The sequence below is a fragment of the Sphingopyxis sp. genome (assembly GCF_035250425.1).
Taxonomy (GTDB): Bacteria; Pseudomonadota; Alphaproteobacteria; order Sphingomonadales; family Sphingomonadaceae; genus Sphingopyxis.
The window spans coordinates 1-23,817 of the sequence record NZ_DATFFD010000121.1; the positions used below are offsets into that span (position 1 = coordinate 1).

The window sequence follows — 23,817 nt, forward strand, 5'->3', positions numbered from 1 at the left end:
TTTACAGTTTTGTAAATGATTTCCGCCAATTGGGCTCCCGGGGACCAATCCGTCCAGTGGACGGATGTCGAGGCGAAAGGTGGGAATTTGATCAGGCTGGCGATGTGTATCGCAATCGACCACGATCCGTGGCTCGTTGCGCTGGCGGTCGCGATTTGCGGCATCGGCGCCTTTGCGATCGTGCAGATGTTCGAACGCGCGCGCGATGCGCAGCGAAGACAGGGGATCGCGTGGGCCTTCCTTGTCGCGGTCGCCGCCAGCGCGACGATCTGGTGTACCCATTTCGTCGCCATGCTCGCCTTTGAGGCGAAGGCGCCGGTGACGCTCGATCCCGTGCTGACCATCGCCTCGCTGATGGTTGCGATGGTCGGCTCGTTCATCGGCTTCGCGGTTGCCGCGTGGGGGAAGGATGAAATTTTCGGTGCGATCGGCGGGGCGCTGTTCGGCGGCGCCATCGCCGCGATGCATTTTACCGGCATGACCGCCTACCGCGTCGACGGCATCGTCGCGTGGGACGATGCCTATGTCGCCGCGGCGGTGATCTGCGGCATGGTCTTTGCCGCCGCCGCGCTGACGGTGCTGCGCACGAGCCGGGCGGTGCGCGGCCGTGTGCCGCTGGCGACGGGGCTGATCGTGCTTGCGATCGCCTCGCTCCATTTCCTGGCGATGACCGCGATGCGGATCACGCCGATGGCGCTCGACGAGACGCCGCTGCGGCCGTCGGAATTCAACGCGCTGGCGCTCGCGACGGTGCTCGTCGGCGGGATCGTGATCGCGGCGGGGGTCTTTGCCGCGATGCTCGATCGCCAGACGCGCTCCGATGCGATGCGCGAGCTGACGCATATGGCGATGAACGACGCGCTGACGGGGCTGCCCAACCGAACCGCCTTTCGCGCCGAACTGGCGCGGCAGATCGGCGGGGCGATCGTGAAGGGCGAGCGCGTCGGGCTGTGCGCGATCGACCTCGACCGCTTCAAGGAAATCAACGACGTCCACGGCCACAAGGCGGGCGACGACGTGCTCGCGCGACTCGCAGAGCGGATGCGCGATACGCTGGGGCACAATGAATTCGTTGCGCGGCTTGGCGGCGACGAGTTTGTCGCGCTGACGCGCTTTACCGACCGCACGCAGCTGGCGGCGTTCGCGGCGCGGCTCGATGCCGAATTGAAGACGCCGCTCGTCTTTCCCGATTTCGAGGCGCGTCTGGGTGCGAGCATCGGGGTCGCGGTGTTCCCCGACGATGCGGCGACCGCCGAGATGCTGTCGAACAACGCCGACCTTGCGATGTACCGCGCCAAGGCCGACGCGGCGACCGCGCCCTGCTATTATGACTGGCAGCTCGACGAGGCGATCCGCGACCAGCGCGAGCTTGCTGCCGACCTGCGGGGCGCGATCGACCGCGACGAACTCGACGTCCATTATCAGGTCCAGACCTCGGTCACGACGGGCGAGGTCACCGGATATGAAGCGCTGCTGCGCTGGCAGCACCCGGTTCGCGGGGCGATTCCGCCGGCGGTGTTCATCCCGCTTGCGGAGGCGAACGGCTTCATCCTTGCGCTGGGCGAATGGGTGATGCGGCGCGCCTGCGCCGATGCGGCGGCGTGGCCGCACGCGTCGAAGGTCGCGGTCAATGTGTCGCCGCTCCAGCTTGCGCATGTCGATCTGCCGCGGCTGTTTCATCAGATATTGCTCGACACCGGCTTGCCGCCGCGACGGCTGGAGATCGAGCTGACCGAAACGGCGATCATCGCCGACCGCGAACGCGCGCTGCATGTGCTGCGCCAGATCAAGGCGCTCGGCATCGGCGTCGCGCTCGACGATTTCGGCACGGGCTATTCGTCGCTCGAAACCTTGCGCGCCTTCCCGTTCGACAAGATCAAGCTCGACCGCTTTTTCGCCGCGGAGCTCGAGGGCAATATCCAGTCGACCGCGATCCTTCGCGCGGTGCTTGCGCTCGGCAAAAGCCTGTCGATCCCGATCCTCGCCGAGGGGATCGAGACCGTGGAACAGCTCGACGTGCTCCGCCGCGAAGGCTGCGACGAGGCGCAGGGCTTCCTGATCGGCCGGCCAGGCCGCTTGGTTACGGCTGACGGACAGGGGGATGCGCCCGGCGAAATGTGCGCAGCCTAGGGTCAGTACCCTGAGCAACTGCCGCCAAGCGCACCGAAATAGCTTGCCTTGGGTTGACCCATTGCGCGTGCGCGAACCATCGTCGCGGATGGTCGAGCGGGCAATGCTGACGTTGGCTTGCGTTCCAGTCTCGTCATTCCCGCGAAAGCGGGAACCCAGCGAACCAACATTGCCACTGGGTTCCCGCTTTCGCGGGAATGACGAGCTAGGGGTTTCCCCCATCGCATAAACTTCCTATCGCCCCTTCCAATGTCCGCCGACGCGCTCCTCCCTTTGCTCAAATCCACCTTTGGTTTCGACGCCTTTCGCGGGCGTCAGGGCGAGGTGGTCGATCGGGTGATGGCGGGTGCGCGGACGCTCGCAGTAATGCCGACGGGCGCGGGCAAGTCGCTGACCTATCAGCTGCCCGCGGTCGCGCTGAACGGGTGCGTAGTCGTCGTGTCGCCGCTGATCGCGCTGATGCACGATCAGCTCCGCGGCGCGCGCGCGGCGGGGATTCGCGCCGCGAGCCTCACGAGCGTCGATGCCGACTGGGCCGAGACGCGGCAGGCGTATCGCGACGGCCAGCTCGACCTGCTTTACGTCGCGCCCGAGCGTGCGACGGGCGAGGGGTTCCGCACCTTGCTCGAGGCGCAGATGCCCGCGCTGTTCGCGATCGACGAGGCGCATTGCGTATCCGAATGGGGGCATGATTTCCGCCCCGACTACCGCCTGCTGCGGCCTTTGCTCGATGCGTTTCCGGCGGTGCCGCGGCTCGCGCTCACGGCGACGGCCGACAAGCACACGCGTGAGGATATCCTCGTCCAGCTCGGGATTCCGGGCGATGGCTTGATCCTTGCGGGCTTCGACCGGCCGAATATCCGTTACGCGGTCCGCCCGCGGGTGAGCCCCGCGAAACAGCTCGTCGATTTCATCGCCGCCAATCCGGGGCCGGGGATCGTCTATGCGCCAACGCGCAATGGCACCGAGCGGCTGGCCGAGCAGATCGCGGCGGCGACGGGGCGCAGCGTTGCGGCCTATCACGCCGGGCTCGACCCCGAACGGCGCGCGCGTGTCCAGCATGATTTCGTCGCGTCGGAGGACGGCATCGTCACCGCGACGGTCGCCTTCGGCATGGGGATCGACAAGCCCGACGTGCGCTTTGTCGCGCACGCCGGGCTGCCGAAATCGATCGAGAGCTATTATCAGGAAACCGGGCGCGCGGGGCGCGACGGCGACCCCGCCGAGGCGATGATGCTGTGGGGCGCCGACGATTTTGCGCGCGCGCGGATGCGGCTGTCCGAACTGCCCGAGGCGCGGGTGGCGGGCGAGCGGGTGCGGCTCAATTCGCTCGCGGCGCTGGTCGAGACTGTCGAGTGCCGCCGCGCGTTGCTGCTGCGGCATTTCGGCGAAAATCCGCCCGAACGCTGCGGCAATTGCGACAATTGCCTCGAGCCCGGGCGCCAGGTCGATGCGACGATACTCGCGCAGAAGCTGCTCAGCGCGGTCTATCGCACCGGGCAGAGCTTTGGTGCGGGGCATATCGAGGCGGTGCTGACCGGGCGCAGCGACGAACGGATCGCGAGCCGCGGGCATGACAAATTATCGGTGTTCGGGATCGTTGCGGGCGAGGAGGCGCGGCTGATCAAGCCGCTGGTGCGCTCGCTGATGGCGCGCGAGGCGCTCGATACGACCGAGCATGGCGGGTTGATGCTCGGCCCCGCGGCGCGCGCGATGATGAAGGGCGAGACCGCGGTGCTGATGGCCGAACCGCCGGTGAAGCGGACGCAGCGCGAGGGCGGGCGGACGAACCGCGCCGATCGCGCGGCGGCGAACCCGGTCGGCGACCCGCTGTTCGATGCGCTTCGCGCGATGCGGCGCGAACTCGCCGCCGAGGCCGGGGTGCCGCCCTATGTCATCTTCCACGACGCGGTGCTGCGTGCGATGGCGAGCGAGCGGCCCGCGACGCGGAGCGCGCTGGCGGACATCCCCGGCGTCGGGGGCAAGAAGCTCGAGGCGTGGGGCGATGCGTTCCTGAACGTGATCCGGCAATTTTGAGCCGAAATCGGCCCGCTCGGCTGGCCGATTTCATAAACGGCTAGCCATATTCCGAACGCGGCGCGACCGATGCGCCGATCGTCACCATCAGACCCTTCATCGAGCCCGCTCTCTGCGGCGCCGATCGATGAAAGGATTGCGCCGATGATCTCTCCCCTGATCCGCACACTGGTCGCCGGATGCCTCGCCACGGTGCCGATGACGGCACAGGCGTCCGACACCAGTACGACCGTCCGCGTCGACATGCGCGCGCTCGACCTCGGCACACCCGGCGATATGACGGCCGCACAACGCCGGATCGATCGCGCCGCGAAGGCGGCGTGCCGCAACGATGTCGAACATCTGTCCCTGAAGGCGCGCCGCGCAGCGCGGCAGTGCCGCGACACGATTCGTGGGCTGGCGCTGCAAAAACTGCGCTCGCGGCAGCTTCAGCAACTGGCGGCGCAATGATCCCTCGTCGCGCGTCTGCGACGGTGGCGTACCGGCAGCGCTTGCAGTAGCAGAACGCGATGGCGTCGCTCCTGATCCTCGACCCGATGATTCGTGGCGGTGCCATCGCGCTGTTCCTGCTGTGGATCGCGATCCTGTGGCGCGACCACCGCGACGTGTTGTCCGCGCGCGTCGCGATCGCGATGAACCTGTCGATCATTGCCTATCTGCTCACGCGCATACTCAAACCCGAAGGGCTGGCACGCTTTCCATATGAGCTCTGCGACGCGCTGGCGATCATGGTGCCGCCCCTTTTTTGGCTGTTCGTACGGCTGTGGTTCGACGACCAGCAGCGGATCGGCTGGCGCAGCTGGCTGCTCGTCGCCGCGTTCGGCGTTCTGCCGCTGGTCCAGGTCGCGCTGATCACCGCGAGGGGATCGTTCAGCTTCGAGATATGGGTGCTGGTGCGCATCGGCATGTTCGCCTTTGCAGTGGCGGGAATGTGGATCGCGTGGCGCGGGCGTGCGAACGACCTGATCGAGGCGCGGCGCGGCTTTCGCGTGGCGCTCGTCTGTGCGATCGGCGGCTTTATTCTGTTCGTGACCCTTATCGAGATGTTCGACGGCCATGGCGCGGCTCCCAACCTGGGGCGATCCGTAACGCTGGTCGCGATCCTGATCGCCACCTTCATCGTGTCGGTCGGCCTTTATCGTTTCCGGTCGGCCGAATTGTTCGCGGCGCCGGGTGCGGCGCCGCGAACAATTCGGGGCGTCCGCGGAGCCTTCGTCTCTCGCACGGCGGCTGCACGCGGTGATGGCGGAGGAGCGCGCCTATCGCGCCGAAGGATTTGGCATCACGGCGCTCGCGGCGCGGCTGGGCGAGCCCGAATATCGCGTGCGGCGCGCGATCAACGGCGAGATGGGCTTTCGCAACTTCACCGCGTTCCTGAACGGCTTCCGCCTCGACGAGATCCGCGCGGCGCTCGCCGACCCGGCGCAGCGCGAGGTGCCGATTCTGACGATCGCGCTCGACGCGGGTTTCGGTTCGCTGGGGCCGTTCAACCGCGCCTTTCGCGATGCCGAAGGGATAACGCCGAGCGCGTATCGGGCGGGGCGGCTGGCCGATTCCGGAATCGGCTAGCCGATTTTCGACGTTGCGGCGCGGCAGTTAAGAAATGCTGCTCGATAGCGGACATCACGCTTCAGAGGATGCTCGCATGATTCAAGACCTGCCTCCGCTCGCCATTTTGCTCGAAAAAGGTCCGGCGATCTTCGCCTTCGATTTCGGCCGTTATCTTGTCGCCGCGGGGGTGACGAGCGCGATCGTCTGGGGGCTGCGCCGGTCGAGCCTCGCCGCGCGCAAGATCCAGGCGCGCGAGGCGGCGGCGGCCGACCGGCGCCGCGAATTCGCGCAGTCGCTGCAGACCGTCGGCGTTTATCTGTTCGTCTCGCTGTTCATCGTCTGGGGCGTCGATGCTGGCGTGCTGCATCGTTTTCAGGGCAGCTATGGCCCGCTCGGCGACATGGCGTTGCTCGCGGCGATCATCGTCGCGCACGATGCCTATTTCTATTGGGTCCACCGCGCGATGCATCATCCCCGGCTGTTCAAGACGTTTCACCGTGCGCACCATCGGTCGGTGACCCCGACGCCGTGGGCAGCGTACAGCTTCGCGATCCCCGAGGCGTTCGTGATGATCGCCTTTGTACCGATCTGGCTGTTCTTCGTCGCGACGCCGGTGTGGGTGACGTTCCTGTGGATCAATTTCCAGATCGTCCGCAACGCGATGGGCCATGCCGGGTTCGAACTGCACCCGCGCTGGTGGCTGTCGACGCCGCTGACGCGCTGGATCAACACGACGACGCATCATGATTTGCACCACAATGGCGGGTTCAACCGCAATTACGGGCTCTATTTCACCTGGTGGGACAGATGGATGGGGACCGAACATCCGCACTATGCAGAGCGGTTTCACGCGGTGGTGTCGCGCCCGCCGGTGCGCGCGAGCGCCAGCGGGACGAATATCGGTCAGGCCGACGGCGAAATCACCGAAACGATGTCGCTGCGCAGCGTCCAGCCGAGCCGTTCGTAGAGCGCCTTGCCGTCGCTGGTGGCGACCAGCAGGCATTCGGTGACGCCGCGGCGAATCGCTTGGCGGCCGAGTTCGGCCATGATCGCCGAGCCGAGCCCGCGACGGCCGAACTGCGCTTCGGTGACGATCTGGTCATAGACGGCGGTGGTGCCGTGGATGCCGAGGACGCCGCGCGCGGCGAGCGAGCCGTTGCGGTCCCGCGCGACCGCTTCGAAACGGTCGGCGCCCTCGGCGACCTCGATCATGAAATCGGGGGTGGGACGCGCTGCGGGCGTGTCGGTCCCGGTCGCCATCAGCCACATCGGATCGCGCGGCTGCCAATGCGGCGGGATATGCGGCAGGATCGCGGCGCGCGGCGCGGCGATGTCGACATAGATATGCGGTGCGTCGACCGCGGCGAAGGTTGCCGCGGCGGCTTCGCCCGACGCGCCGCCCAGAATGAAGCGGCCGGTCTGGTCGGGCTTGCCGGCATCGAACCACAATGCCGGGGGAGTGGCCGCGGCAACCGGCTGGCCATATCCGCGCGCGGCGCAATAGCCGAAGGCCCATTTGAAATGATCGTCCATATTCCCGACATAAGCGAAGCGCGCGGCAAGGAAAGCGGCAACGCACCTTCATGCCCCACCTTCATGCTTGTCAGCAAGCGCGCGCCGGGAGTAGATCGACGGCATGAGCGATTTTCGAACCCTGTCCGCCGACTATAGCGTCGCCCCGCAGATCAGCATCGAGGATGTGGCCGAGGCGAAAGCCGCGGGCTTTGCGATGCTGATCAACAACCGTCCCGACGGCGAAGAACCCTCGGCGCCGCAGGGGGATGAGATTGCGCATGCGGCGGCGGCCGAGGGGTTGGCCTATGCCGCGATCCCGATCGGCCATGCGGGTTTCAGCCATGCGCAGATCGATGCGCTCGACACATTGCTCGGCGACGCGACGGGGCCGATCCTCGCCTATTGCCGGTCGGGCACGCGCTCGACGCATCTGTGGGCGCTGGCGCGTGCACGCGCCGGCGACGATGTCGATGGCATCGTCGAGGCGGCGGCGAAGGCGGGCTATGACCTCACCGGGCTGCGGCCGATGCTGGACGCGCTCGCAGGCGGGAAATGACCGAGGCCGCGTTGATCCAACTAGGCGCATCGCTGATCGCGGTGCTTTTCGTCGCCTGGCTGGTCGGAAAGATGGGGCTGGGCGCCGATCCGCGGATTGCGGATGCCGATCATGCGATTCGCCTCGCCGAAGAGGCCGAAGCCGGTTTTCGGGGCGTCGAGGTCGCGCGCGACCGCGCGGGCTTTGCCGCGATCGTGCAAAATGCCGAGGGGCGGATGATGCTGGTGCGCGCGCACGGCAATTTCTTTGCCGCGCGCCCCGTCGACGCCCGCATAGTCGGGCGGCTCGACAAGGATTTCCTGACATTGACGACGCCCGAGCGGACGTTCGGCGCGGTGACGCTGCAATTGGGGAAGGATGCGGGGATGTGGGCGAGCCGGATGCGAACGCTTTCCGGGCGTTCGGCGGAGCCGGCCCGCTCCCCCGCCTGGCCTCCCACAGAATATCCTGAAATGGGAAGCCGGGCGGGGGAGCGGGCCGGCGCCGTGGTCCCTTCGTCAGAAGGAACAGAAAACCGTGCCTGAGCTCCCCGATCCCGTCGTCTACGCCGTGCCCGCCTTCATCCTGCTGCTGATTGCCGAGATGATCATCTCGCTGCGCGCCGACAGGAGCCGCTACGAGGCGCGCGACACGCTGACCTCGCTGATGCTCGGGACGGTCAGCCAGATCGCGGGCGCGCTGGTCGGCGCGGCGGTGATCGGCATGGCGGTGTGGGTGTATCAGTTCCGGCTGTTCGACATCGGGATCGCGTTCAAGACATGGTGGTGGGCGTGGATCCTCTGCTTCTTCCTCGACGACCTCGCTTATTATGCCTTTCACCGGAGCGCACACCGCGTCCGCTGGTTCTGGGCGAGCCATGTCATCCACCATTCCAGCCAGCATTATAATCTCTCGACCGCGCTCAGGCAGACATGGACGGGTTTCTTCAGCCTGACCTTCCTGTTCCGCCTGCCGCTGTTTCTGATCGGCTTTCCGCCCGCGATGGTCTTCTTCTGCGCGGGGCTGAACCTGATCTACCAGTTCTGGATCCATACCGAGGCGATCAGACGGCTGCCGCGCGGGTTCGAGGCGGTGATGAACACCCCGTCGCACCACCGCGTCCACCATGGCGTCAATCCGCGCTATCTCGACGCCAATTATGCCGGCGTCTTCATCATCTGGGACAAGATGTTCGGCAGCTTCGTTCCCGAACGCGACGACGAGCCGGTGCGGTACGGCATCGTCAAGCAGCTCGGCAGCTTCAACATCCTCTGGGCCGCGGTGCACGAATGGGTCGGCATCGCGAAGGATGTCTGGGCTGCGCCTTGGAAGTACAAGCTCGATTATATGTGGCGCGAACCCGGCTGGAGCCACGACGGCAGCCGCGCGACAAGCGCGATGATCAAGGAACGCTGGGCGGCGGGGCGGCCGGTGGAAGAGCCGGCGGCGTGAGCGGGACGCCGGTAAGAGATTCTCGCAGAGGCGTAGAGGCGTAGAGGGCGCAGAGATTTTGTTCACGCGGAGACGCGGAGGCGCGGAGAATATCCCACTCCGTCCGTGCTGAACGTGTCGAAGCACCGTTCTTCTCTTGCGAAGTTCAGGAAAATACAGCCCTTCGACAAGCTCAGGGTGAACGGCATTTTTCCATCTCTCCGCGGCTCCGCGGCTCTGCGTGAATCGCTTCGTGCTCTGCGCTCTCTGTGCGTCTGCGCGTATCCTCTTTCCGCCTTGCTTCGTTCTCTAATGACATTCATGTAAGCACCCAATGACCACCGAACCGGTGGCGAGGGGAGCGGCATATGGATCAGTTCGACATCATCGTCATCGGCGGGGGCAGCGCGGGGAGCGCGGCGGCCGGGCGGCTGGCCGAGGATGGCAAGCGAACGGTGTGTCTGGTCGAGGCGGGCGGGACCAACGACAGTGTGCGGGTCAAGACGCCGGGTTTCATGCCCTTCATCCCGAAATCGTCGAATTACCGCTATGAGACGGTGCCGCAGGCGGGGCTGAACGGGCGGATCGGATACCAGCCGCGCGGGCGCGGGCTCGGCGGGTCGAGCGCGATCAACGCGATGGTCTATATTCGCGGACACGCGTTCGATTACGACCAGTGGGCGGCGCTTGGCGCGACGGGCTGGAGCTATGCCGATGTGCTGCCTTACTTCAAGCGCAGCGAGGGCAATGAGCGCGGCGGCGACGAATTTCATGGCGCGAACGGGCCGCTCAATGTGATGGACCAGCGCTGGCCCAATGTGACGAGCCGGCGCTTCGTCGAGAGCGCGGCGGCGCTGCAATTGCCGCGAACCGCCGATTTCAACGGCCCCAGCAACGAAGGCTTTGGCCTCTATCAGGTGACGCAGAAGGCGGGCGAACGCTGGTCGGCGGCGCGCGCCTATGTCGAGCCGCTGCGCGAGCATGGCAATTTCGCGGTGCGCACCGGCGCGCTGGTCGAGAAGATCGTCGTCGAGGATGGGCGCGCGACCGGGGTGGTGATCCGGCGGGGTTCAAAGCGCGAGACGCTGCGCGCGCGAGGCGGAGTGGTGCTGTCGGCTGGCGCCTTCAACAGCCCGCAAATCCTGATGCTGTCGGGGATCGGTCCGGGCGCGCATCTGAAGGACAAGGGGATCGATGTGACGCGCGACCGCGCGGGGGTCGGCGACAATCTGCAGGATCATATCGATTATGTGTCGAGCTGGGAGACGCGCTCGACCGAGCCGTTCGGCGACAGCCTCGGCGGCACATGGCGGATGGTGAAGGCGATCTTCGAGCATCGCACCCGGCGCAGCGGGATCATGACGACCTGTTTCGCCGAGGCGGGGGGCTTCTGGAAATCGCGTCCCGACCTGCCCGCGCCCGACATCCAATATCATTTCGTGCCCGCGATGCTCGAGGATCATGGGCGGACCAAGGTCAAGGGGCACGGCTTTTCGTGCCACGCCTGCGTGCTGCGTCCCGAAAGTCGCGGGACGGTGCGGCTCATGTGTGCCGATGCCGCCGCGGCGCCCGCGATCGATCCGGGCTTTTTGACCGATGACCGCGACCTTGCGACGCTGCGCGCGGGGGTGCGGATGATGCACCGGATCACCGCGGCGCCGCCACTGTCGGATTATGCCGGGGCCGACCGGCATCCGGTGGATTTGGGCGACGATGCCGCGCTCGACGCGCTGATCCGCAGCCGCGCCGACACCGTCTATCATCCCGTGGGCACCTGCCGGATGGGAAATGACGCCGATGCCGTGGTCGATCCGACACTCAAGCTGAACGGCATCGACGGGTTGTGGGTGGCCGATGCGAGCGTCATGCCGCGGCTCGTGTCGGGCAACACCAATGCGCCGAGCATCATGATCGGGGAGAGGGCCGCGGACTTTGTGACGGCGGCGCTGAACTAAGCGGCGCACGCTGCGGCGAGCAGCGCGCCGCTCTTGGTCAAATCATAGCGACTGGCCGGCGGGCGCAGGTCGAGCACTTCGCGCGTCACCAGCCCGCGCTTGCCGAGTGCGGTCAGCCCCTGCGACAGTGCGCGCGGGGTGGCGGGGGTCAGCAGGCGCGAGAGCGCGTTGAAGCGGTCGTGCCCCGCGCCGATCCCGGCGACGAGCGGAAGTCCCCAGCGCGTCGCGGCGCCGGGGGGCAGGCCGATTTCCTGCTGCGCTTCGGCGATCGCCGCGGCGCGCGCGGCGGCGGCGGTGCCCACTTCGGTCAATATATATTCGGGGCGCAGCGGATGGCCGTGGTCTGGGTTGCGCGCCACCCAGCCGATCGCCACCGCCGCCGCGAGCGTCCGCGACAGGCTGTCGCGGGGCAGTTCCAGCCGGTGGACCAGTTCGACGAAGCGCGCGCCCTTGTGGCCCGCGAGATCGGCGAGCAGCGGCACCAGCCAGCGATGGCTGCCGAGCTGGACCAACAAGGGGTCAGGGGGCAGCGGATCGGGCGTGGTTGACGGCATTTGCAACTAACTATACAAACCGGACCATAGAGGCAAGTGATATGGGACGGGCGATTCTCGCCCGCGGCGGTCGCCTTGCGAAAAGGGAGGAATATATGACGCTTCAGATCGGATCCGAGCTCACCTGCTCGATGGGGGTCAAGGACATGACCGCGTCGATCGCCTGGTACGAACGGGTGATGTTGTGCGAACTGCTCTACCGCGCCGACGAGCTTGGCTGGTGCGAGCTCAAGACGCCGATGGCGGGGGTGAATATCGGGCTTAGCCAGGTCGAGGCTGTCGTGCAGGGCGGCGGTGCGACCAATGTGTTCGAGGTCGCGGACATCGAAGCGGCGAAGGCGCATCTCGACGCCGAGAGCGTGCGGCAGGACGGCGATATCCAGCATATTCCGGGGCTGGTGAAGCTGCTCACTTTCTACGATCCCGACGGCAACGCCTTCATGTTCTCGCAGTCCGAGATCGCGACATGACGCCGCTCTGGTGGGCGGCGACGGCGCTGATGGCGCCGGCGGCGCCCGCCGAAGCGCCGTCGCTCGTCCCAACGCTCGCTGCGTGGCACGGCAGTTGGGCCGGGGAGGGGCAGGCGTTCGGCAAACTCGCGACCGCGACGCTCGACATCGAGCCGGGCGAGGCGGGGGCGACCAGGCTCGCCTATCATTTGCGCGTCGCGGGAAGTCCGCCGATGAGCTATTCGGCCGAGGCGAGTTATGCTTTCGATGCGAAGCAGCGAGTGCGCGGCAAATGGACCGACAGCAGCGGCCGGACGCGCGCCGTCGCGGGCGGCGCGAACGCGGCAAAATGGTGGACGCATTGGGGCAGCGCCGACGTCGAGATCGGCCGCTCGACCTATAGTCTCCAGGCCGACGGAACGCTCGTCGTCAATGATTCGGTTTTGCAGGACGACGGCAGTTGGCGTGTCTTTGCCATGCTGCACTATCGGCGCAAAAACCCCTGAAAACTGCCGATTTCCGAGGCTGCTTATGCTGCGCACAAAAAAAGAGGGCCGGAACTTTCGTCCCGGCCCAGCCTTTCAGGCTCTCCCCTCCTGAAACTGTTGACCCAATGAATGCCATATTAATGTCATGTTGAAAAGGGCAAAATTGCGGCAATGCTGCACAAAATTTGTGCAGCATTTCAGCGAGTAGAAAGGGACCGGACCGCCGCCGTATCCAGCCCCTTTCCCGGTCCGCTAGAAGGTCTTTCGCGCGGTAATGCCAAAAGTGCGCGGCTGGCCGACGGTATAGCCGAGGCGCGCTCGCCCGCCGCGTTCGCGATCGAACGACAGCAGCGCATTTTCATCGAAGACATTGTTGACATAGGCGATCAGCGACAGGCCGTTTTCGAAGTCGACCCCGGCGCTGAGATTGACCAGCTGGTAATCGGGAAGTTGCAGATCGATCGTCGTCGCGGCATTCGCCGGGGCGCCGCCGAACGGCAGCCCATGGACGAAGGTGCGCGGGTTGTTTTCCTGATCCGCGGGCTGGGTATAACGCGTGCCGACATGCTGGAACGAGGCGGAAAGATAGGCCGACGCGCTGTCCGACACCGGGAATTCATAGCTGCCCGAAGCCGACAGCTGGAACTTCGGTACCGACGGCAGGCGGTTGCCGTCGCGGATCCCTGTCGCGGCAGTGAGCGCGCCGGGTAATGTCGTGTCGAATTCGGCTTCGATCAGGCTCCCCGAAAGGTTGAGATCGAGCCCGTCGACGGGCGACAGCCCCAGTTCGAATTCGATCCCCATCGAATGCGCCTTGGGCACGTTGAAGACGATGCGCGACGAACAGGTTCCGGCGTCGAGCGTGACCTGGAGGTTCTTGATGTCGTTGTAGAAACCCGCGGCGTTGAAGGTGAAGCCGCGACCCTGCGACTTTACGCCGAGTTCGTAGTTCCACAGCGTTTCGTCGTCATAATCCTGAAAGCCGCCGAACAGCGCGGCGTCGCCGGGCGAGCAAAGCGGCAGGTTCAAGGGATCGTTGACCCCGCCGAGGCGGAAGCCCTTCGACGCCTGTGCGTTGATCGACACATTGTCGGCAACATCATAGCTGAGCAGCAGGCGCGGGCTGATGCCGTTCGATCGCGTCTTGTCGCGGCGGCGGTCGCCGTTGGCGAACAGACCGCCGGTGATGAAGCGGCGTGTTTCGAGGAAGTCGTAGTAGCGGCCGCCGAGCGTCACGTCGAAGACATCGGTGATCGAATAGGTGCCTTCGCCGAAGATCGCGAGCTGCTTGATGTCGTAGGGCAGGTCGGCGTTATAGGGCGAGTTGGCCGGGAAGCCATTCGCAACCGCCGCCGACGTGCCCGCGCCGAGCGTCGCATCGGTAACGGCGTCATAGCCCGGGGTCGGCAGCCGCTGACGATAGAAGCGATCGGTGCTGGAATAAAAGCCGCCGAACACCCACTGGAAGGGACTGTCATAATCCGACGCGAGCCGGATTTCCTGGGTGAAGCTTTTGAGATCGGTCGTGTCGACGAGGTTCGACGGCAACAGCACACCTGCGGCGGGGAAGCCGAGATCGACCGACACCGAACCTGTCAGCGCACTGGCGTCGCGGCTGACGAGAATGTCGCGGTTGGTATAGCTGGTCACCGCGGTCATCTTGACCCCGTCGAGCGCGACGTCGAGCTTGAAGTCGGCGATCAGCGTTTCGTCCTCGAACGCCTCGCGGAGCAGCAGATATTGTTCGCGCTCGTCGAAAATCACCTGCGGCCGCGTCGTGGTGAACCGGTTGGCGTAGAGGTTGTAGACGTCCTGCCGGTTGAAGCCGTCGGCCTTGACCTTTTGATAGACGACGCGCGGGGTGATCGAGATATTGTCGGTCGGCTCGAAGGTCAGCGCGATGCGCCCGCCATAGCGTTCGCCGCTGTTGACGTCCTCCTTGCCCGCCGGGCCGATCGCGTTGATGAAGCCGCCGTAGCGGGTGTAATAGCCGACCGCGCGAACCGCCGCCTTGTCGCCCATCGGAACGTTGACCGCACCTTTCAGGTGCCCGCCGAAATCGTCGCCGTCGACGAGGTTGAGATTGGCTTCGACGCTGCCTTCGGTCACCCCGAGCTTGGGCTGGTTGGTGATGTAGCGGATCGTGCCGCCGACCGAGCCCGAACCGAAGAGCGTGCCCTGCGGCCCGCGCAGCGTTTCGACGCGGTTCAAATCATAAAGGTCGATGTCGGGGGTGAAGAGCGAGAGCGAGATCACGCTTTCGTCGAGATAGACGCCGACCTGTTCCTTGACCCCCGGCTGGTCGCGCACGACCTGCCCGGCCGACACGCCGCGAACCGACACCTGGCTTTGGCCAGGCCCGAGATTCTGGACCGAAAGGCCGGCGACGTTGCGCGAGAGATCCTCGAGCGTCACCGCGCCCGATTTCTGGATATCCTCGGCGGTCTGGGCGTTGATCGAGAAGGGGATGTCCTGAAGATTGGCGTCACGTTTTGTCGCGGTGACGATGATGATATTGCTGTCGTCTTCGGCCGCGCCGGAATTCTGGGCGAAGGCGGGCGCGCCGATAGGAACCAGCGCGAGCGTCGATAGCCCCGCCAGCAGCATAGTGCGAGCATGCATGATTATTCTCCTCTCAAGGTACGCGGAGCTATGTTGCTCCGTCGCGATGCGAGGGGTGCGCCTTTTATTACAATTTCGCAATGGCGCATGAATATTACGCGAGATAATCGCGGGAACATGTTGCGCGCCAGCCACAGTAAGAAAATGACAAGACCGGGGAAGGCTCTCCCCGTGGCCGTTCGGGCCACAAATATAAAAAATGGCCGGGGCAAGCCCCGGCCAGTGGTTCGCAGGAGGAACCTGGGGAGGATCCCGCCGCCGCCGTTGAAAGGAGAGAGACGTGCGGCGACGGGTATCCTGTCTCGTCAATAATTGTAGGCGCGCTCCCCATGTTCGGAGAGGTCGAGCCCCTCGCGCTCGGCTTCCTCTGTGGGGCGCAGGCCGGTGGTGAGTTTCAGTCCGTAGAAGAGCACGGCCGACACGACCGCGGTCCACAGGATGGTGGTGCCCACCGCCCACAGCTGGGTCATGAACTGGCCGGCCATGTCATATTCGCCGGGCACCGCCGGGAAGACGGTGTAGTCGATCCAGCCCTGGCCGCCGAGCGACGGGTCGGCGACGATCGCGGTGCCGAGCGCGCCGACGATGCCGCCGATGCCATGGACGCCGAAGACGTCGAGCGTGTCGTCATACTTCAGCTTGCCCTTGAGGTAAGAGACGAAGAAGAAGCAGATCGGCGACACGACAAGGCCGAGCAGGATCGCGGTCATCGGGGCCGCGAAGCCGCTGGCGGGGGTGATCGCGACGAGGCCAGCGACCGCGCCGGTGACCGCGCCGAGCAGCGACGGCTTGCCGTGGCGGAATTGCTCGATCAGCGCCCACGATACCGCTGCCGCGGCGGTGGCGACGAAGGTGTTGACGAAGGCGAGCGCCGCGAGGCCGTTCGATTCAAGGTTCGAACCGGCGTTGAAGCCGAACCAGCCCACCCACAGCAAGGCGGCGCCGATCATCGTCATCGTCATGCTGTGCGGCGGCGTCGCTTCCTTGCCAAAGCCGAGGCGCGGGCCGACGATCAGGCAGCCGATCAGCCCGGCGATCCCTGCGTTGATGTGGACGACGGTGCCGCCCGCGAAATCGAGCGCGCCCCAGCCCCAGAGCAGGCCCATGTCCGCCGGTGCATCGACAAGGAAGTCCGGACCCGCCCAGTACCAGACCATGTGCGCGATCGGGAAATAGGCAAAGGTCAGCCACAGCACGGTGAAGATGATCAGCGGCGTGAATTTGATGCGCTCGGCGAACGCCCCGACGATCAGCGCCGGCGTGATGCAGGCAAAGGTCATCTGGAACGCGACGAACGCATATTCGGGAATATAGACATTGTTGCTGAAGGTCGCCGCGTAAGTGCCGGCGTTGACCCCCTGCAGAAAGATCTTGTCGAAACCGCCGATGAAGCCGTTGCCGCTGGTGAAGGCGAGGCTATAGCCCCAGCTGACCCAGACGAGCGCGGCGACGCTGACGATCATGAAGACCTGCATGAGCAGGCTCAGCATATTCTTGGTGCGGACGAGCCCGCCATAGAAGAGCGCGAGCGCCGGAATCGACATCAGCAGCACGAGCGCCGAGGAGACGAGCATCCACGCGGTGTCGCCCTTGTCGACCATGCCGGCCATCTGTTCGACCGTCGGACCCTTGATCGGGCCGTCGGCGGCGGGTGCTGCGGCTTCGGCGGGCGCTGCGACGGCGGTCGCCGCTTCCTGCGCCCAGGCGGGCAAGGCGGCGAACAGCGCGAGGCCCGCGGCCCCGGCGCCCGCCGCAATCTTGTTTGCGAACGTCATATTTTCCCCCTTCGTCATTACAGTGCCGCCTCGCCGGTCTCGCCGGTGCGGATGCGCACCGCCTGACCCACGTCGAGGACGAAAATCTTGCCGTCGCCGATCGAACCGGTGCCGGCGGTCTGTTGCAGCGTTTCGACGACGCGCGGTGCAAGCGCATCGTCGCAGACGAGCTCGATCTTCACCTTCGGCACCATGTTGGTGGCATATTCGGCGCCGCGGTAGATTTCGGTCTGCCCTTTTTGCCGACCGAAGCCCTTGACCTCGGTCACGGTCATGCCGGCGATGCCCAGACCGGTGAGCGCCTCGCGCACCTCGTCGAGCTTGAATGGTTTGATGATGGCCAAGATCAGCTTCATGACGCCCCCTTTTGCTAATGGCACCATGTTGCACTGCAACGGCCGTGCCAGATTACGCGGGGCGCACGAAAGTTAACATTTTGTGACGGTTTGGAGCCGAAGCGGCGAACAATCGGTCGTTCGATGGGCAGGCGAGGCAGTCGATTGCCTAAATTTTGGGCAGGCGTGTCCCCCTCCCGCAGGCGGGAGAGGCTAGGAGTGGGCAGCGACGTTGGGATAGCCCACCCCACTGCGACTAGCGAGCAAGCTCGCAAGTCTCGCTGCCCTCCCGTTTACGGGAGGGGATGCCAGCTTATCCCGAAACCGCCTTGAACCGCGCCCAGATCGGCAGATGATCCGACGCGCGTGCCGCAAGCGCGCTCTGGTGCACCCCGGCGTCGACCGGCTGGAGGTCGGGCGTCGCAAAGATGCGGTCGAGCTTCGCGACGGGACGGCGGCTGTGGAAGCTGTGCCCGGTGTCGACCATATGGTGACGCTCGCCGAAATCGGCGAGGCAGCCGCCGGATGTGCGCCATTCGTTGCAGTCGCCCATCAGGATCGTCGGCAGATCCTCGCCCTCGGCGACATGATGGAGGATCGCGCGCGCCTGCTGGCGGCGGCGCAGCCCCGAAATGTCGAGATGCATGCCGACGACGCGTAGCCGCGTATCGCCGATGCGGATCGTCGCCGCGACCGCGCCGCGCGGTTCGAGCGTCGGCAGGTGGAGCGCGTGGCTTTCCTCGACCTCGGCGCCCTTGCGCACAAGCAGCGCGTTGCCGTGCCAGCCGATGCTGTGCGGGCGATTGTCGAGGCCGACGGGAACATAGTCGCTATGATCGTCGAACATCTGGGGCGGGATCGCGCTCGCGCGGGTGCCGAAGCGGCGGTCGGCCTCCTGCAGCGCGACGATATCGGCGTCGAGCTCGCCGAGCACCGACAGCACCCGGCCGGGATCGCGGCGCCGGTCGAGCCCGATGCCCTTGCGCATATTGTAACTGGCGACCTTGATCATGATTTGTATTTCAAGCGCTCAGGCCGCGTTTCCGTTCCCGCCGGCGTCGAATTCGGCGATGAGCGCCTGCGCTTCGTCCATGTCCTCGTCGAGCACCATGATCCGCACGGGGATCATCAGTCCCACGCTTTCGGCGATATTCATCCCCGCATCGAAGCACACCGCATGGACGCCCGCGCTCTCCAGCCGTCCACGCAGCAGTTCCGCCTCAGCGCCGTTGGGCAAGCGGACGAGCTCGACCAATGGCATCAGGCGTCGCCCGCGATGAAGCGGTCGGTCGGGCGCGTCGGCAGGCCGTCGATGCTTCGATCGCGCTCCTTGAACTTTTCGACCCACAGGGTGCGGTCGGCCTGGCGGTGATATTTCTGCAACGTGTCGCGCTCGTGCTGCAACTCCATCATCGGCACGCCCCAGCCGCAGCTCGTCTGCACGCTGTCGACGTCGATGACGAATATCTGACGCGTCCCGGGGATGAGCGTGAAGTTCGCGGCGAGCGGATCCCATTCGGCATCCTGCGGCAGCACCGGGCGGCCGCGGCCATAGATGCGCAGGATCAGCGCGCTGCGATCGAAGGCGCAGAACATGATCGTGATGCGCCCGTCGGCGGCAAGATGCGCGTGCGTCTCGTTCCCCGATCCGCCGAGGTCGAGATAGGCGACCTGCCGGTCCGACAGGATCTTGAAGCTGTCGGCATAGCCCTTGGGCGACAGGTTGATGCGCGCATCGGCGGCGGCGGTCGCGGTGAAATAGACCGGCTGCTTTTCGATGAAGGCGATATGCTTGTCGGTCAGCGTTTCGGTGAATTCGGCCATGGCTGTTCTCCGTGTTGCGCCCGCCCTATCACCAATTCCTGCCCTCTTCTATCGCGGCTTGCTCGTCGGCGCGAGTGGCGCGGCCGAGCGCTTCATTGCGGTGCGGGAAACGGCCGAAGCGGTCGACGATGTCGAAATGCTTCCGCGCATAGTCCTGGAACATCGGATCGTCGAACCCCGCGAACAGGCGCAGCGATTCGCGCTGGTCGGCCATATTCTCGCTGTGCTGGAAGGGCAGGCAGGCGAATTGGCGCCGCGCGTCGGGCCAGTTTTCGTGCCAGCCGCGCGCGACGATGCCGCGCGCGATCGCGCGCGCGAGATCGTCGGTCGCAAAGGCATCGGCGTGGCCGCGATAGATGTTGCGCGGCACCTGATCGAACAGGATCGTCGCGGCGAGCGCGGTGTCGGGATCGGTCAGGAAGGTTTCGGCGGGCTGCGATCGCAAGGCTTCGTGCCAGCCTTCGGCCAGAGCGCGCACCGCTTCATCGAATTCGGGGCCGCCGCCGTACCAATCGTCCATGCCGTGCGCATCGAACCAGAAGGCGAGCAATCGCTGCGCCCAGTCGGCGGGGGGCGGGGCGGCGTTTTCGGTTTCGGCCAACATCTTTGTTCCCGTCAAGCGTCCTCCCGGCCCCTTCGACTGTCTTAGCAGGCGCGCGAAGGGGCCGGGATGACGACTTTAATGGTGATCGAATGGGGCGCAACCACGCCCGAGTTCATTCGCCCTTGACGCGCTTGTAAGGCACGAATTTGCCGAGCGACACGAAACCGGCGTACATATGGCTGCCGCGGTCGCGCAGTTCGACGGTGTCGATGCTGCACAGCTGGCTGCCGGTCATCTTGGTCACGAGGATATCGTCATCGTCGAGCAATTCGGCGCCGCCCCTCGGCCGGTTGACCCAATAGGTACTGCCGACCCTATAGACGATCGCCGTCTTGTCGACGATCTGCGAGCCATGCACGCTTGAGAACGGGATGCAATCCTGCGGTTCGCCCGCGACGCGGCCTTCGAGCAGCCTGGCGAGCTGGTCTTCGGGCGCAAGCTTTTCGCGCGCAGTCGCGGCGGGCGCGGCCGCGATGGCGGCAGCGGCGAGAAGCGCCGGGATGAGGTGACGCATGGGTTCAACTCCTATCTTCATCATACCCTACCCGGCGCCTTCTTACGCCTGCCCGCGTGAACAGACGCTGACTCGCCGCCGATTCAGCACGCTCCGTCGGGCAGCGGAATGCCCAGCGGGCCTTTGCATTTCTTTTTCTTCGCGGGTTCGGCGGGGGTGCTGCCCCCCATATTCGATCCGCCCCCCGGCTCGCTCATCCCGCCGAAATCGGCACCGACCATCAGCATGGTATGTGAGCGGAAGCGCACTTTCGCGGTCCAGTCGATATTCCACGCCGCGTTGCCCGCGGGCTTGGGCGGGTAGGAGAAATTGGCTTCGGGTCCGAACGCATTGAGGTTGCCGATCATCATTTCGCCCGATGCTTTCTTGACCTCGGCGGGGATCTGGCAGCTCGTCTGCGATGGCGGCATCACGATCTTTTTCGTGATCAGGTTGGCGACCACCGACGGCGGCAGCCAGTCCCACAGCCCACCGCCGAATTCCTTCGACGCGCTGCTCGTCCACCAGACGATATCGCCCATGTCATTCTTGCCGCCGCCATTGCCCATGCCGCCGATCGTCCACGCAACATAGCCGGTCGCGCTCGGCACGCTGTTCCAGCGGACCATCACCGACTGGTCGCCCTGGATCACGGTCGAGGCGGAAAGCCCCTGCATATAATCCTGCGCCAGCGTGAAATTGATGTCGGGGCCGATATTGCTCGCGACGCGGTGCGCGCCGAGCAGCGTCGATCCCGATCCGGGCTGCTTGCCGCCCTTGCTGTTCGGCCAGTCGACATAGGAGCGGCTGTTCGCCTTGCTCACTTCGCGGATCACCGGGACCGCGCTGGAGAAGAGACCCGGCGGCATCTGGCCCGCGGCGACCTTGGCGAAATCGATCACCACCGGCTGGCCGGGCGCCGCCTTCGCGCCGCAGCCCCAATAGAGGAGCAGGCGGCCCTTCGGGCGTTCGAACGGCGTCGTGCCGGTCGCTTCCTTGCCCTCGATCGTGGTCAGCGGGACCGACTTGCCCATCTTGGCCTGCGGCAGGAAGAAATGGTCGCCCTTCGGCGGCGGCGCGGTGGCAGCGTCGTTCGAGCCGAGGCGGAGGAGGAGTTGATGGGCGACCTTGCTCGACGGATCGCCGCCGAACATCATCCCCATCGCCCCGCCGAGGCCGCCCCGGCCGCCGCCCGCCATCGCGGCGAAGCCCGACATGGTCGCGACATCCATCTCGTAACGTTCCTTGGGGCCGGTGGTTTTTTGCGCCGAGCCGGGAACGGCGGCGAGGACCGCGGCGACCGCGGCCACGGAAACGAAACGCAGATTCGAACGCATATTACCCTCCCTGTTGCAGGGGATCCCCCCACGGATGATGCGACCGATTCTTCTTTTGTTGGGGTGAGCTATATGCGCGGGAGGGGCGAACGCCAAGTGAGGGCGGTCACAGCTTTGCAACCTCCCCCTTGATGGGGGAGGCAGCGAGACTTGCCAGCTTGCTGGCTAGTCGCAGCGGTGGGGTGCGATCTCGGCCTGAAGCGGCGGTTCGATGGCGCACCATCACCCTCATCCAACTTCGCCTAGCCGCTTCGCGCCAAGGCTGCGTATCCTTCTCCCATCAAGGGAGAAGAAGTTTAAGCCGTGCCGCCCACGGTCAGGCCGCTGACCAGCAAGGTCGGCTGGCCGACGCCCGCGGGGACGCTCTGGCCGCCCTTGCCGCAGATGCCGATGCCTTCGTCGAGCGCCATGTCGTTGCCGACGCCCGTGACCTTGGTGAGTACGCTCGGGCCGTCGCCGATCAAGGTCGCGCCCTTGATCGAGTCGCCCAATTTGCCATTCTCGATCTTGTACGCCTCGGTGCAGCTGAAGACGAACTTGCCCGATACGATGTCGACCTGTCCGCCGCCGAAGCTTTTCGCGAAGATGCCGTTCTTGACGCGGCTCAAGAGTTCGGCGGGGTCGTCGTTGCCGCCGCGCATGAAGGTGTTGGTCATCCGCGGCATCGGGGCATGCGCGAAGCTTTCGCGGCGGCCGTTGCCGGTGGGCTCGACTCCCATCAGGCGGGCGTTGAGGCGGTCCTGCATATAGCCTTTGAGGATGCCGTCCTCGATCAGGACGGTTTCGCCGGTGGGCGTGCCTTCGTCGTCGATGCTAAGCGAACCGCGGCGGCCGCCGCCGACGGGGCTGTCCATCGCGCCGTCGTCGACCACCGTCACGCCGGGCGCCGCGACGCGTTCTCCTATTCTGCCCGAAAAGGCGCTGGTGCCCTTACGGTTGAAATCGCCCTCGAGCCCGTGGCCGACGGCTTCGTGGAGCAGCACGCCGGGCCAGCCGGGGCCGAGCAAGACTGTGAACTCGCCCGCGGGCGCGTCGACCGCGCGCAAGTTTACGAGTGCCTGTGCCAGCGCCTCGTCGATCGCGCGGTTCCACTGGTCGGGCGCGAACAGATGGTCGTACATGTAACGGCCGCCAAGGCCGAAAGTGCCGGTTTCGCGGCGGCCATTCTCTTCGACTACGATCGAGACGTTGAGGCGGACGAGCGGGCGGATGTCGGTCGCGAGGAAGCCGTCGGCGCGGACGATCTCGACCACCGACCAGCTACCCGCGAGCGACACCGACACCTGGACGATGCGCGGATCGCGCGCGCGCGCCGCGGCGTCGATTTCCTGGCAGAGCGCGACCTTCTTGGCGAAGGGGATGAGGTCGAGCGGGTTCGCCTCATCATAGAGATGGCGGTTGGTACGCGGCGGCGGCGCGGCGTGCGCCTGTTTCGCGGGGTCGAGCAGCGCGAGCGTCTCGGCGGCGCGGCGGATCGCGCCCGCGCTGATGTCGCTGGCGTGGGCAAAGCCCGTCATCTCGCCCGACACGGCGCGCAGGCCGAAACCGGCGTCGGTCGAATAATCGGCGGTCTTCAATCGCCCGTCGTCGAAGCCGAAGCTCTCGGTCGCGCGATATTGCAAGTAGAGCTCGCCATCGTCGGCCTTGGCGAGCGCTTCGCGCGCAAGTTGCTGTGCGAGATCGGGGTCGAGCGCGTCGGCGCGATAGAGGAAGCGGCGGGGATCGGTCGGGCTTGTCATAAGAGCGATATAGGGGCGCGAGCCAACGACGCAAAGGCCCGTTCGCCGTGCGTCGATATTGTGGCCCGTGTCCGGACGTCCGTTTGGGGGGGGAGAGCTGCGATGGCCTTCTTTCGTCATCCCAGTTCGATCCGGGATCCGGTCGGCGCAAGGGCCGCGTGATATTCCAAAGTTCAGGAAAGTTCAGCCCTGTGCGCCTCCCGATTTGGACCTTGCGGCGTGCCGGACGCGCCCGGCACGCTGCGCCGTGATCGCACCGGCAAGCCGGGCAGCGACCGCATTTATCCACCAAGTGAAAGAGCCGGATGAAGGCTGGCACAGCCGGATAATGTAGGAAAGGCCTATTTGAAGGCGATGCCTGCTTTGGGGTGGCAACCTCGCGTCATAACCCCTCCGTCAGCGCTGCGCGCTGCCACCTCCCATCGCTGCGCGACAGGGAGGAT

At 65.7% G+C, this 23,817-nt stretch carries 24 protein-coding genes; 11 read left to right on the forward strand and 13 right to left on the reverse strand.

Annotated features, from left to right (window positions below; translation table 11 throughout):
* Nucleotides 1-102: 102 nt before the first annotated feature.
* The 3 genes from VJ811_RS06765 (at nucleotide 103) to VJ811_RS06775 (ending at nucleotide 4,617) form a co-directional block, all read left to right on the forward strand.
* Nucleotides 103-2,130, forward strand: coding sequence for a putative bifunctional diguanylate cyclase/phosphodiesterase (locus tag VJ811_RS06765; protein ID WP_324071494.1), 2,028 nt, complete (start codon nucleotides 103-105; stop codon nucleotides 2,128-2,130).
* Nucleotides 2,131-2,379: 249 nt separating this feature from the next.
* Nucleotides 2,380-4,167 carry a DNA helicase RecQ gene (gene recQ, locus VJ811_RS06770; RefSeq protein WP_324071495.1) on the forward strand — a complete coding sequence of 596 codons (1,788 nt, stop codon included), beginning with the start codon at nucleotides 2,380-2,382 and terminating at the stop codon, nucleotides 4,165-4,167.
* A 144-nt stretch (nucleotides 4,168-4,311) separates the two neighbouring features.
* The gene (locus VJ811_RS06775) at nucleotides 4,312-4,617 is read left to right on the forward strand and encodes a UrcA family protein (RefSeq protein ID WP_324071496.1); all 306 of its coding nucleotides are present in this window, start codon (nucleotides 4,312-4,314) and stop codon (nucleotides 4,615-4,617) included.
* On the opposite strand, the gene VJ811_RS06780 is transcribed toward VJ811_RS06775, so the two are convergent.
* Nucleotides 4,596-5,225, reverse strand: coding sequence for a hypothetical protein (locus tag VJ811_RS06780; RefSeq protein ID WP_324071497.1), 630 nt, complete (start codon nucleotides 5,223-5,225; stop codon nucleotides 4,596-4,598). The two genes, VJ811_RS06775 and VJ811_RS06780, sit on opposite strands and share 22 nt — an antisense overlap.
* A 184-nt stretch (nucleotides 5,226-5,409) precedes the next feature.
* On the opposite strand from VJ811_RS06780, the gene VJ811_RS06785 reads away from it, so the two are divergent.
* Nucleotides 5,410-5,736, forward strand: a complete 327-nt coding sequence (locus tag VJ811_RS06785) for a helix-turn-helix domain-containing protein (RefSeq protein WP_324071498.1) — start codon at nucleotides 5,410-5,412, stop codon at nucleotides 5,734-5,736.
* 76 nt (nucleotides 5,737-5,812) lie between these two features.
* On the forward strand, nucleotides 5,813-6,685 hold the full coding sequence (locus VJ811_RS06790) for a sterol desaturase family protein (RefSeq protein ID WP_324071499.1): 873 nt from the start codon (nucleotides 5,813-5,815) through the stop codon (nucleotides 6,683-6,685).
* Here the strand turns inward: VJ811_RS06790 and VJ811_RS06795 are convergent.
* A complete protein-coding gene (locus VJ811_RS06795) occupies nucleotides 6,622-7,251 on the reverse strand; it encodes a GNAT family N-acetyltransferase (protein ID WP_324071500.1) in 630 nt (209 codons plus the stop codon). The genes VJ811_RS06790 and VJ811_RS06795 overlap by 64 nt on opposite strands.
* A 103-nt stretch (nucleotides 7,252-7,354) precedes the next feature.
* Between VJ811_RS06795 and VJ811_RS06800 the strand changes: the two genes are divergently transcribed.
* The 4 genes from VJ811_RS06800 (at nucleotide 7,355) to VJ811_RS06815 (ending at nucleotide 11,154) form a co-directional block, all read left to right on the forward strand.
* Nucleotides 7,355-7,789: a TIGR01244 family sulfur transferase gene (locus VJ811_RS06800; RefSeq protein WP_324071501.1), complete on the forward strand. Its 435-nt coding sequence runs from the start codon at nucleotides 7,355-7,357 to the stop codon at nucleotides 7,787-7,789.
* On the forward strand, nucleotides 7,786-8,313 hold the full coding sequence (locus VJ811_RS06805; RefSeq protein ID WP_324071502.1) for a hypothetical protein: 528 nt from the start codon (nucleotides 7,786-7,788) through the stop codon (nucleotides 8,311-8,313). The genes VJ811_RS06800 and VJ811_RS06805 overlap by 4 nt, the downstream gene beginning before the upstream one ends.
* A complete protein-coding gene (locus VJ811_RS06810; protein WP_324071503.1) occupies nucleotides 8,306-9,220 on the forward strand; it encodes a sterol desaturase family protein in 915 nt (304 codons plus the stop codon). Before VJ811_RS06805 ends, VJ811_RS06810 begins: the two co-directional genes overlap by 8 nt.
* A 347-nt stretch (nucleotides 9,221-9,567) precedes the next feature.
* The gene (locus VJ811_RS06815; protein ID WP_324071504.1) at nucleotides 9,568-11,154 is read left to right on the forward strand and encodes a GMC family oxidoreductase; all 1,587 of its coding nucleotides are present in this window, start codon (nucleotides 9,568-9,570) and stop codon (nucleotides 11,152-11,154) included.
* Here the strand turns inward: VJ811_RS06815 and VJ811_RS06820 are convergent.
* The gene (locus VJ811_RS06820; RefSeq protein ID WP_324071505.1) at nucleotides 11,151-11,708 is read right to left on the reverse strand and encodes a winged helix-turn-helix transcriptional regulator; all 558 of its coding nucleotides are present in this window, start codon (nucleotides 11,706-11,708) and stop codon (nucleotides 11,151-11,153) included. The two genes, VJ811_RS06815 and VJ811_RS06820, sit on opposite strands and share 4 nt — an antisense overlap.
* A 95-nt stretch (nucleotides 11,709-11,803) precedes the next feature.
* On the opposite strand from VJ811_RS06820, the gene VJ811_RS06825 reads away from it, so the two are divergent.
* Nucleotides 11,804-12,178: a VOC family protein gene (locus VJ811_RS06825; RefSeq protein ID WP_324071506.1), complete on the forward strand. Its 375-nt coding sequence runs from the start codon at nucleotides 11,804-11,806 to the stop codon at nucleotides 12,176-12,178.
* Nucleotides 12,175-12,663: a hypothetical protein gene (locus VJ811_RS06830; RefSeq protein ID WP_324071507.1), complete on the forward strand. Its 489-nt coding sequence runs from the start codon at nucleotides 12,175-12,177 to the stop codon at nucleotides 12,661-12,663. Before VJ811_RS06825 ends, VJ811_RS06830 begins: the two co-directional genes overlap by 4 nt.
* A gap of 234 nt (nucleotides 12,664-12,897) precedes the next feature.
* On the opposite strand, the gene VJ811_RS06835 is transcribed toward VJ811_RS06830, so the two are convergent.
* The 10 genes from VJ811_RS06835 to tldD form a co-directional block, all read right to left on the reverse strand.
* Nucleotides 12,898-15,267, reverse strand: a complete 2,370-nt coding sequence (locus tag VJ811_RS06835) for a TonB-dependent receptor (RefSeq protein ID WP_324071508.1) — start codon at nucleotides 15,265-15,267, stop codon at nucleotides 12,898-12,900.
* Nucleotides 15,268-15,572: 305 nt separating this feature from the next.
* A complete protein-coding gene (locus tag VJ811_RS06840) occupies nucleotides 15,573-17,042 on the reverse strand; it encodes an ammonium transporter (RefSeq protein ID WP_324071509.1) in 1,470 nt (489 codons plus the stop codon).
* Nucleotides 17,043-17,059: 17 nt separating this feature from the next.
* Nucleotides 17,060-17,398 (reverse strand): P-II family nitrogen regulator, encoded by a 339-nt coding sequence (locus VJ811_RS06845; protein WP_037513494.1) that lies wholly within the window; start codon nucleotides 17,396-17,398, stop codon nucleotides 17,060-17,062.
* Nucleotides 17,399-17,690: 292 nt separating this feature from the next.
* Nucleotides 17,691-18,389 carry an endonuclease/exonuclease/phosphatase family protein gene (locus VJ811_RS06850; RefSeq protein ID WP_324071511.1) on the reverse strand — a complete coding sequence of 233 codons (699 nt, stop codon included), beginning with the start codon at nucleotides 18,387-18,389 and terminating at the stop codon, nucleotides 17,691-17,693.
* 18 nt (nucleotides 18,390-18,407) lie between these two features.
* Nucleotides 18,408-18,638 (reverse strand): DUF2007 domain-containing protein, encoded by a 231-nt coding sequence (locus tag VJ811_RS06855; protein WP_324071512.1) that lies wholly within the window; start codon nucleotides 18,636-18,638, stop codon nucleotides 18,408-18,410.
* The gene (locus VJ811_RS06860) at nucleotides 18,638-19,201 is read right to left on the reverse strand and encodes a pyridoxamine 5'-phosphate oxidase family protein (RefSeq protein WP_324071513.1); all 564 of its coding nucleotides are present in this window, start codon (nucleotides 19,199-19,201) and stop codon (nucleotides 18,638-18,640) included. Before VJ811_RS06860 ends, VJ811_RS06855 begins: the two co-directional genes overlap by 1 nt.
* A gap of 28 nt (nucleotides 19,202-19,229) precedes the next feature.
* Nucleotides 19,230-19,805, reverse strand: a complete 576-nt coding sequence (locus VJ811_RS06865; RefSeq protein WP_324071514.1) for a DUF924 family protein — start codon at nucleotides 19,803-19,805, stop codon at nucleotides 19,230-19,232.
* A gap of 112 nt (nucleotides 19,806-19,917) precedes the next feature.
* Nucleotides 19,918-20,319 carry a hypothetical protein gene (locus VJ811_RS06870; RefSeq protein WP_324071515.1) on the reverse strand — a complete coding sequence of 134 codons (402 nt, stop codon included), beginning with the start codon at nucleotides 20,317-20,319 and terminating at the stop codon, nucleotides 19,918-19,920.
* An 83-nt stretch (nucleotides 20,320-20,402) separates the two neighbouring features.
* Entirely contained in the window at nucleotides 20,403-21,635 is a 1,233-nt protein-coding gene (locus tag VJ811_RS06875) for a hypothetical protein (protein WP_324071516.1), read from the reverse strand.
* A 296-nt stretch (nucleotides 21,636-21,931) separates the two neighbouring features.
* Entirely contained in the window at nucleotides 21,932-23,374 is a 1,443-nt protein-coding gene (gene tldD, locus VJ811_RS06880; protein ID WP_324071517.1) for a metalloprotease TldD, read from the reverse strand.
* Nucleotides 23,375-23,817 lie beyond the last annotated feature (443 nt).

Bases quoted from the DNA above. Each gene is read 5' to 3' on its own strand.
- VJ811_RS06865 (WP_324071514.1), bottom strand. From the start codon at position 19,805: ATGTTGGCCGAAACCGAAAACGCCGCCCCGCCCCCCGCCGACTGGGCG.
- VJ811_RS06775 (WP_324071496.1), top strand. From the start codon at position 4,312: ATGATCTCTCCCCTGATCCGCACACTGGTCGCCGGATGCCTCGCCACG.
- VJ811_RS06850 (WP_324071511.1), bottom strand. From the start codon at position 18,389: ATGATCAAGGTCGCCAGTTACAATATGCGCAAGGGCATCGGGCTCGAC.
- VJ811_RS06780 (WP_324071497.1), bottom strand. From the start codon at position 5,225: ATGGCCGTCGAACATCTCGATAAGGGTCACGAACAGAATAAAGCCGCC.
- VJ811_RS06815 (WP_324071504.1), top strand. From the start codon at position 9,568: ATGGATCAGTTCGACATCATCGTCATCGGCGGGGGCAGCGCGGGGAGC.
- tldD (WP_324071517.1), bottom strand. From the start codon at position 23,374: ATGACAAGCCCGACCGATCCCCGCCGCTTCCTCTATCGCGCCGACGCG.
- VJ811_RS06845 (WP_037513494.1), bottom strand. From the start codon at position 17,398: ATGAAGCTGATCTTGGCCATCATCAAACCATTCAAGCTCGACGAGGTG.
- VJ811_RS06800 (WP_324071501.1), top strand. From the start codon at position 7,355: ATGAGCGATTTTCGAACCCTGTCCGCCGACTATAGCGTCGCCCCGCAG.
- VJ811_RS06785 (WP_324071498.1), top strand. From the start codon at position 5,410: ATGGCGGAGGAGCGCGCCTATCGCGCCGAAGGATTTGGCATCACGGCG.
- VJ811_RS06840 (WP_324071509.1), bottom strand. From the start codon at position 17,042: ATGACGTTCGCAAACAAGATTGCGGCGGGCGCCGGGGCCGCGGGCCTC.
- recQ (WP_324071495.1), top strand. From the start codon at position 2,380: ATGTCCGCCGACGCGCTCCTCCCTTTGCTCAAATCCACCTTTGGTTTC.
- VJ811_RS06790 (WP_324071499.1), top strand. From the start codon at position 5,813: ATGATTCAAGACCTGCCTCCGCTCGCCATTTTGCTCGAAAAAGGTCCG.
- VJ811_RS06820 (WP_324071505.1), bottom strand. From the start codon at position 11,708: ATGCCGTCAACCACGCCCGATCCGCTGCCCCCTGACCCCTTGTTGGTC.
- VJ811_RS06835 (WP_324071508.1), bottom strand. From the start codon at position 15,267: ATGCATGCTCGCACTATGCTGCTGGCGGGGCTATCGACGCTCGCGCTG.
- VJ811_RS06805 (WP_324071502.1), top strand. From the start codon at position 7,786: ATGACCGAGGCCGCGTTGATCCAACTAGGCGCATCGCTGATCGCGGTG.
- VJ811_RS06855 (WP_324071512.1), bottom strand. From the start codon at position 18,638: ATGCCATTGGTCGAGCTCGTCCGCTTGCCCAACGGCGCTGAGGCGGAA.
- VJ811_RS06795 (WP_324071500.1), bottom strand. From the start codon at position 7,251: ATGGACGATCATTTCAAATGGGCCTTCGGCTATTGCGCCGCGCGCGGA.
- VJ811_RS06875 (WP_324071516.1), bottom strand. From the start codon at position 21,635: ATGCGTTCGAATCTGCGTTTCGTTTCCGTGGCCGCGGTCGCCGCGGTC.
- VJ811_RS06830 (WP_324071507.1), top strand. From the start codon at position 12,175: ATGACGCCGCTCTGGTGGGCGGCGACGGCGCTGATGGCGCCGGCGGCG.
- VJ811_RS06825 (WP_324071506.1), top strand. From the start codon at position 11,804: ATGACGCTTCAGATCGGATCCGAGCTCACCTGCTCGATGGGGGTCAAG.
- VJ811_RS06870 (WP_324071515.1), bottom strand. From the start codon at position 20,319: ATGCGTCACCTCATCCCGGCGCTTCTCGCCGCTGCCGCCATCGCGGCC.
- VJ811_RS06765 (WP_324071494.1), top strand. From the start codon at position 103: ATGTGTATCGCAATCGACCACGATCCGTGGCTCGTTGCGCTGGCGGTC.
- VJ811_RS06860 (WP_324071513.1), bottom strand. From the start codon at position 19,201: ATGGCCGAATTCACCGAAACGCTGACCGACAAGCATATCGCCTTCATC.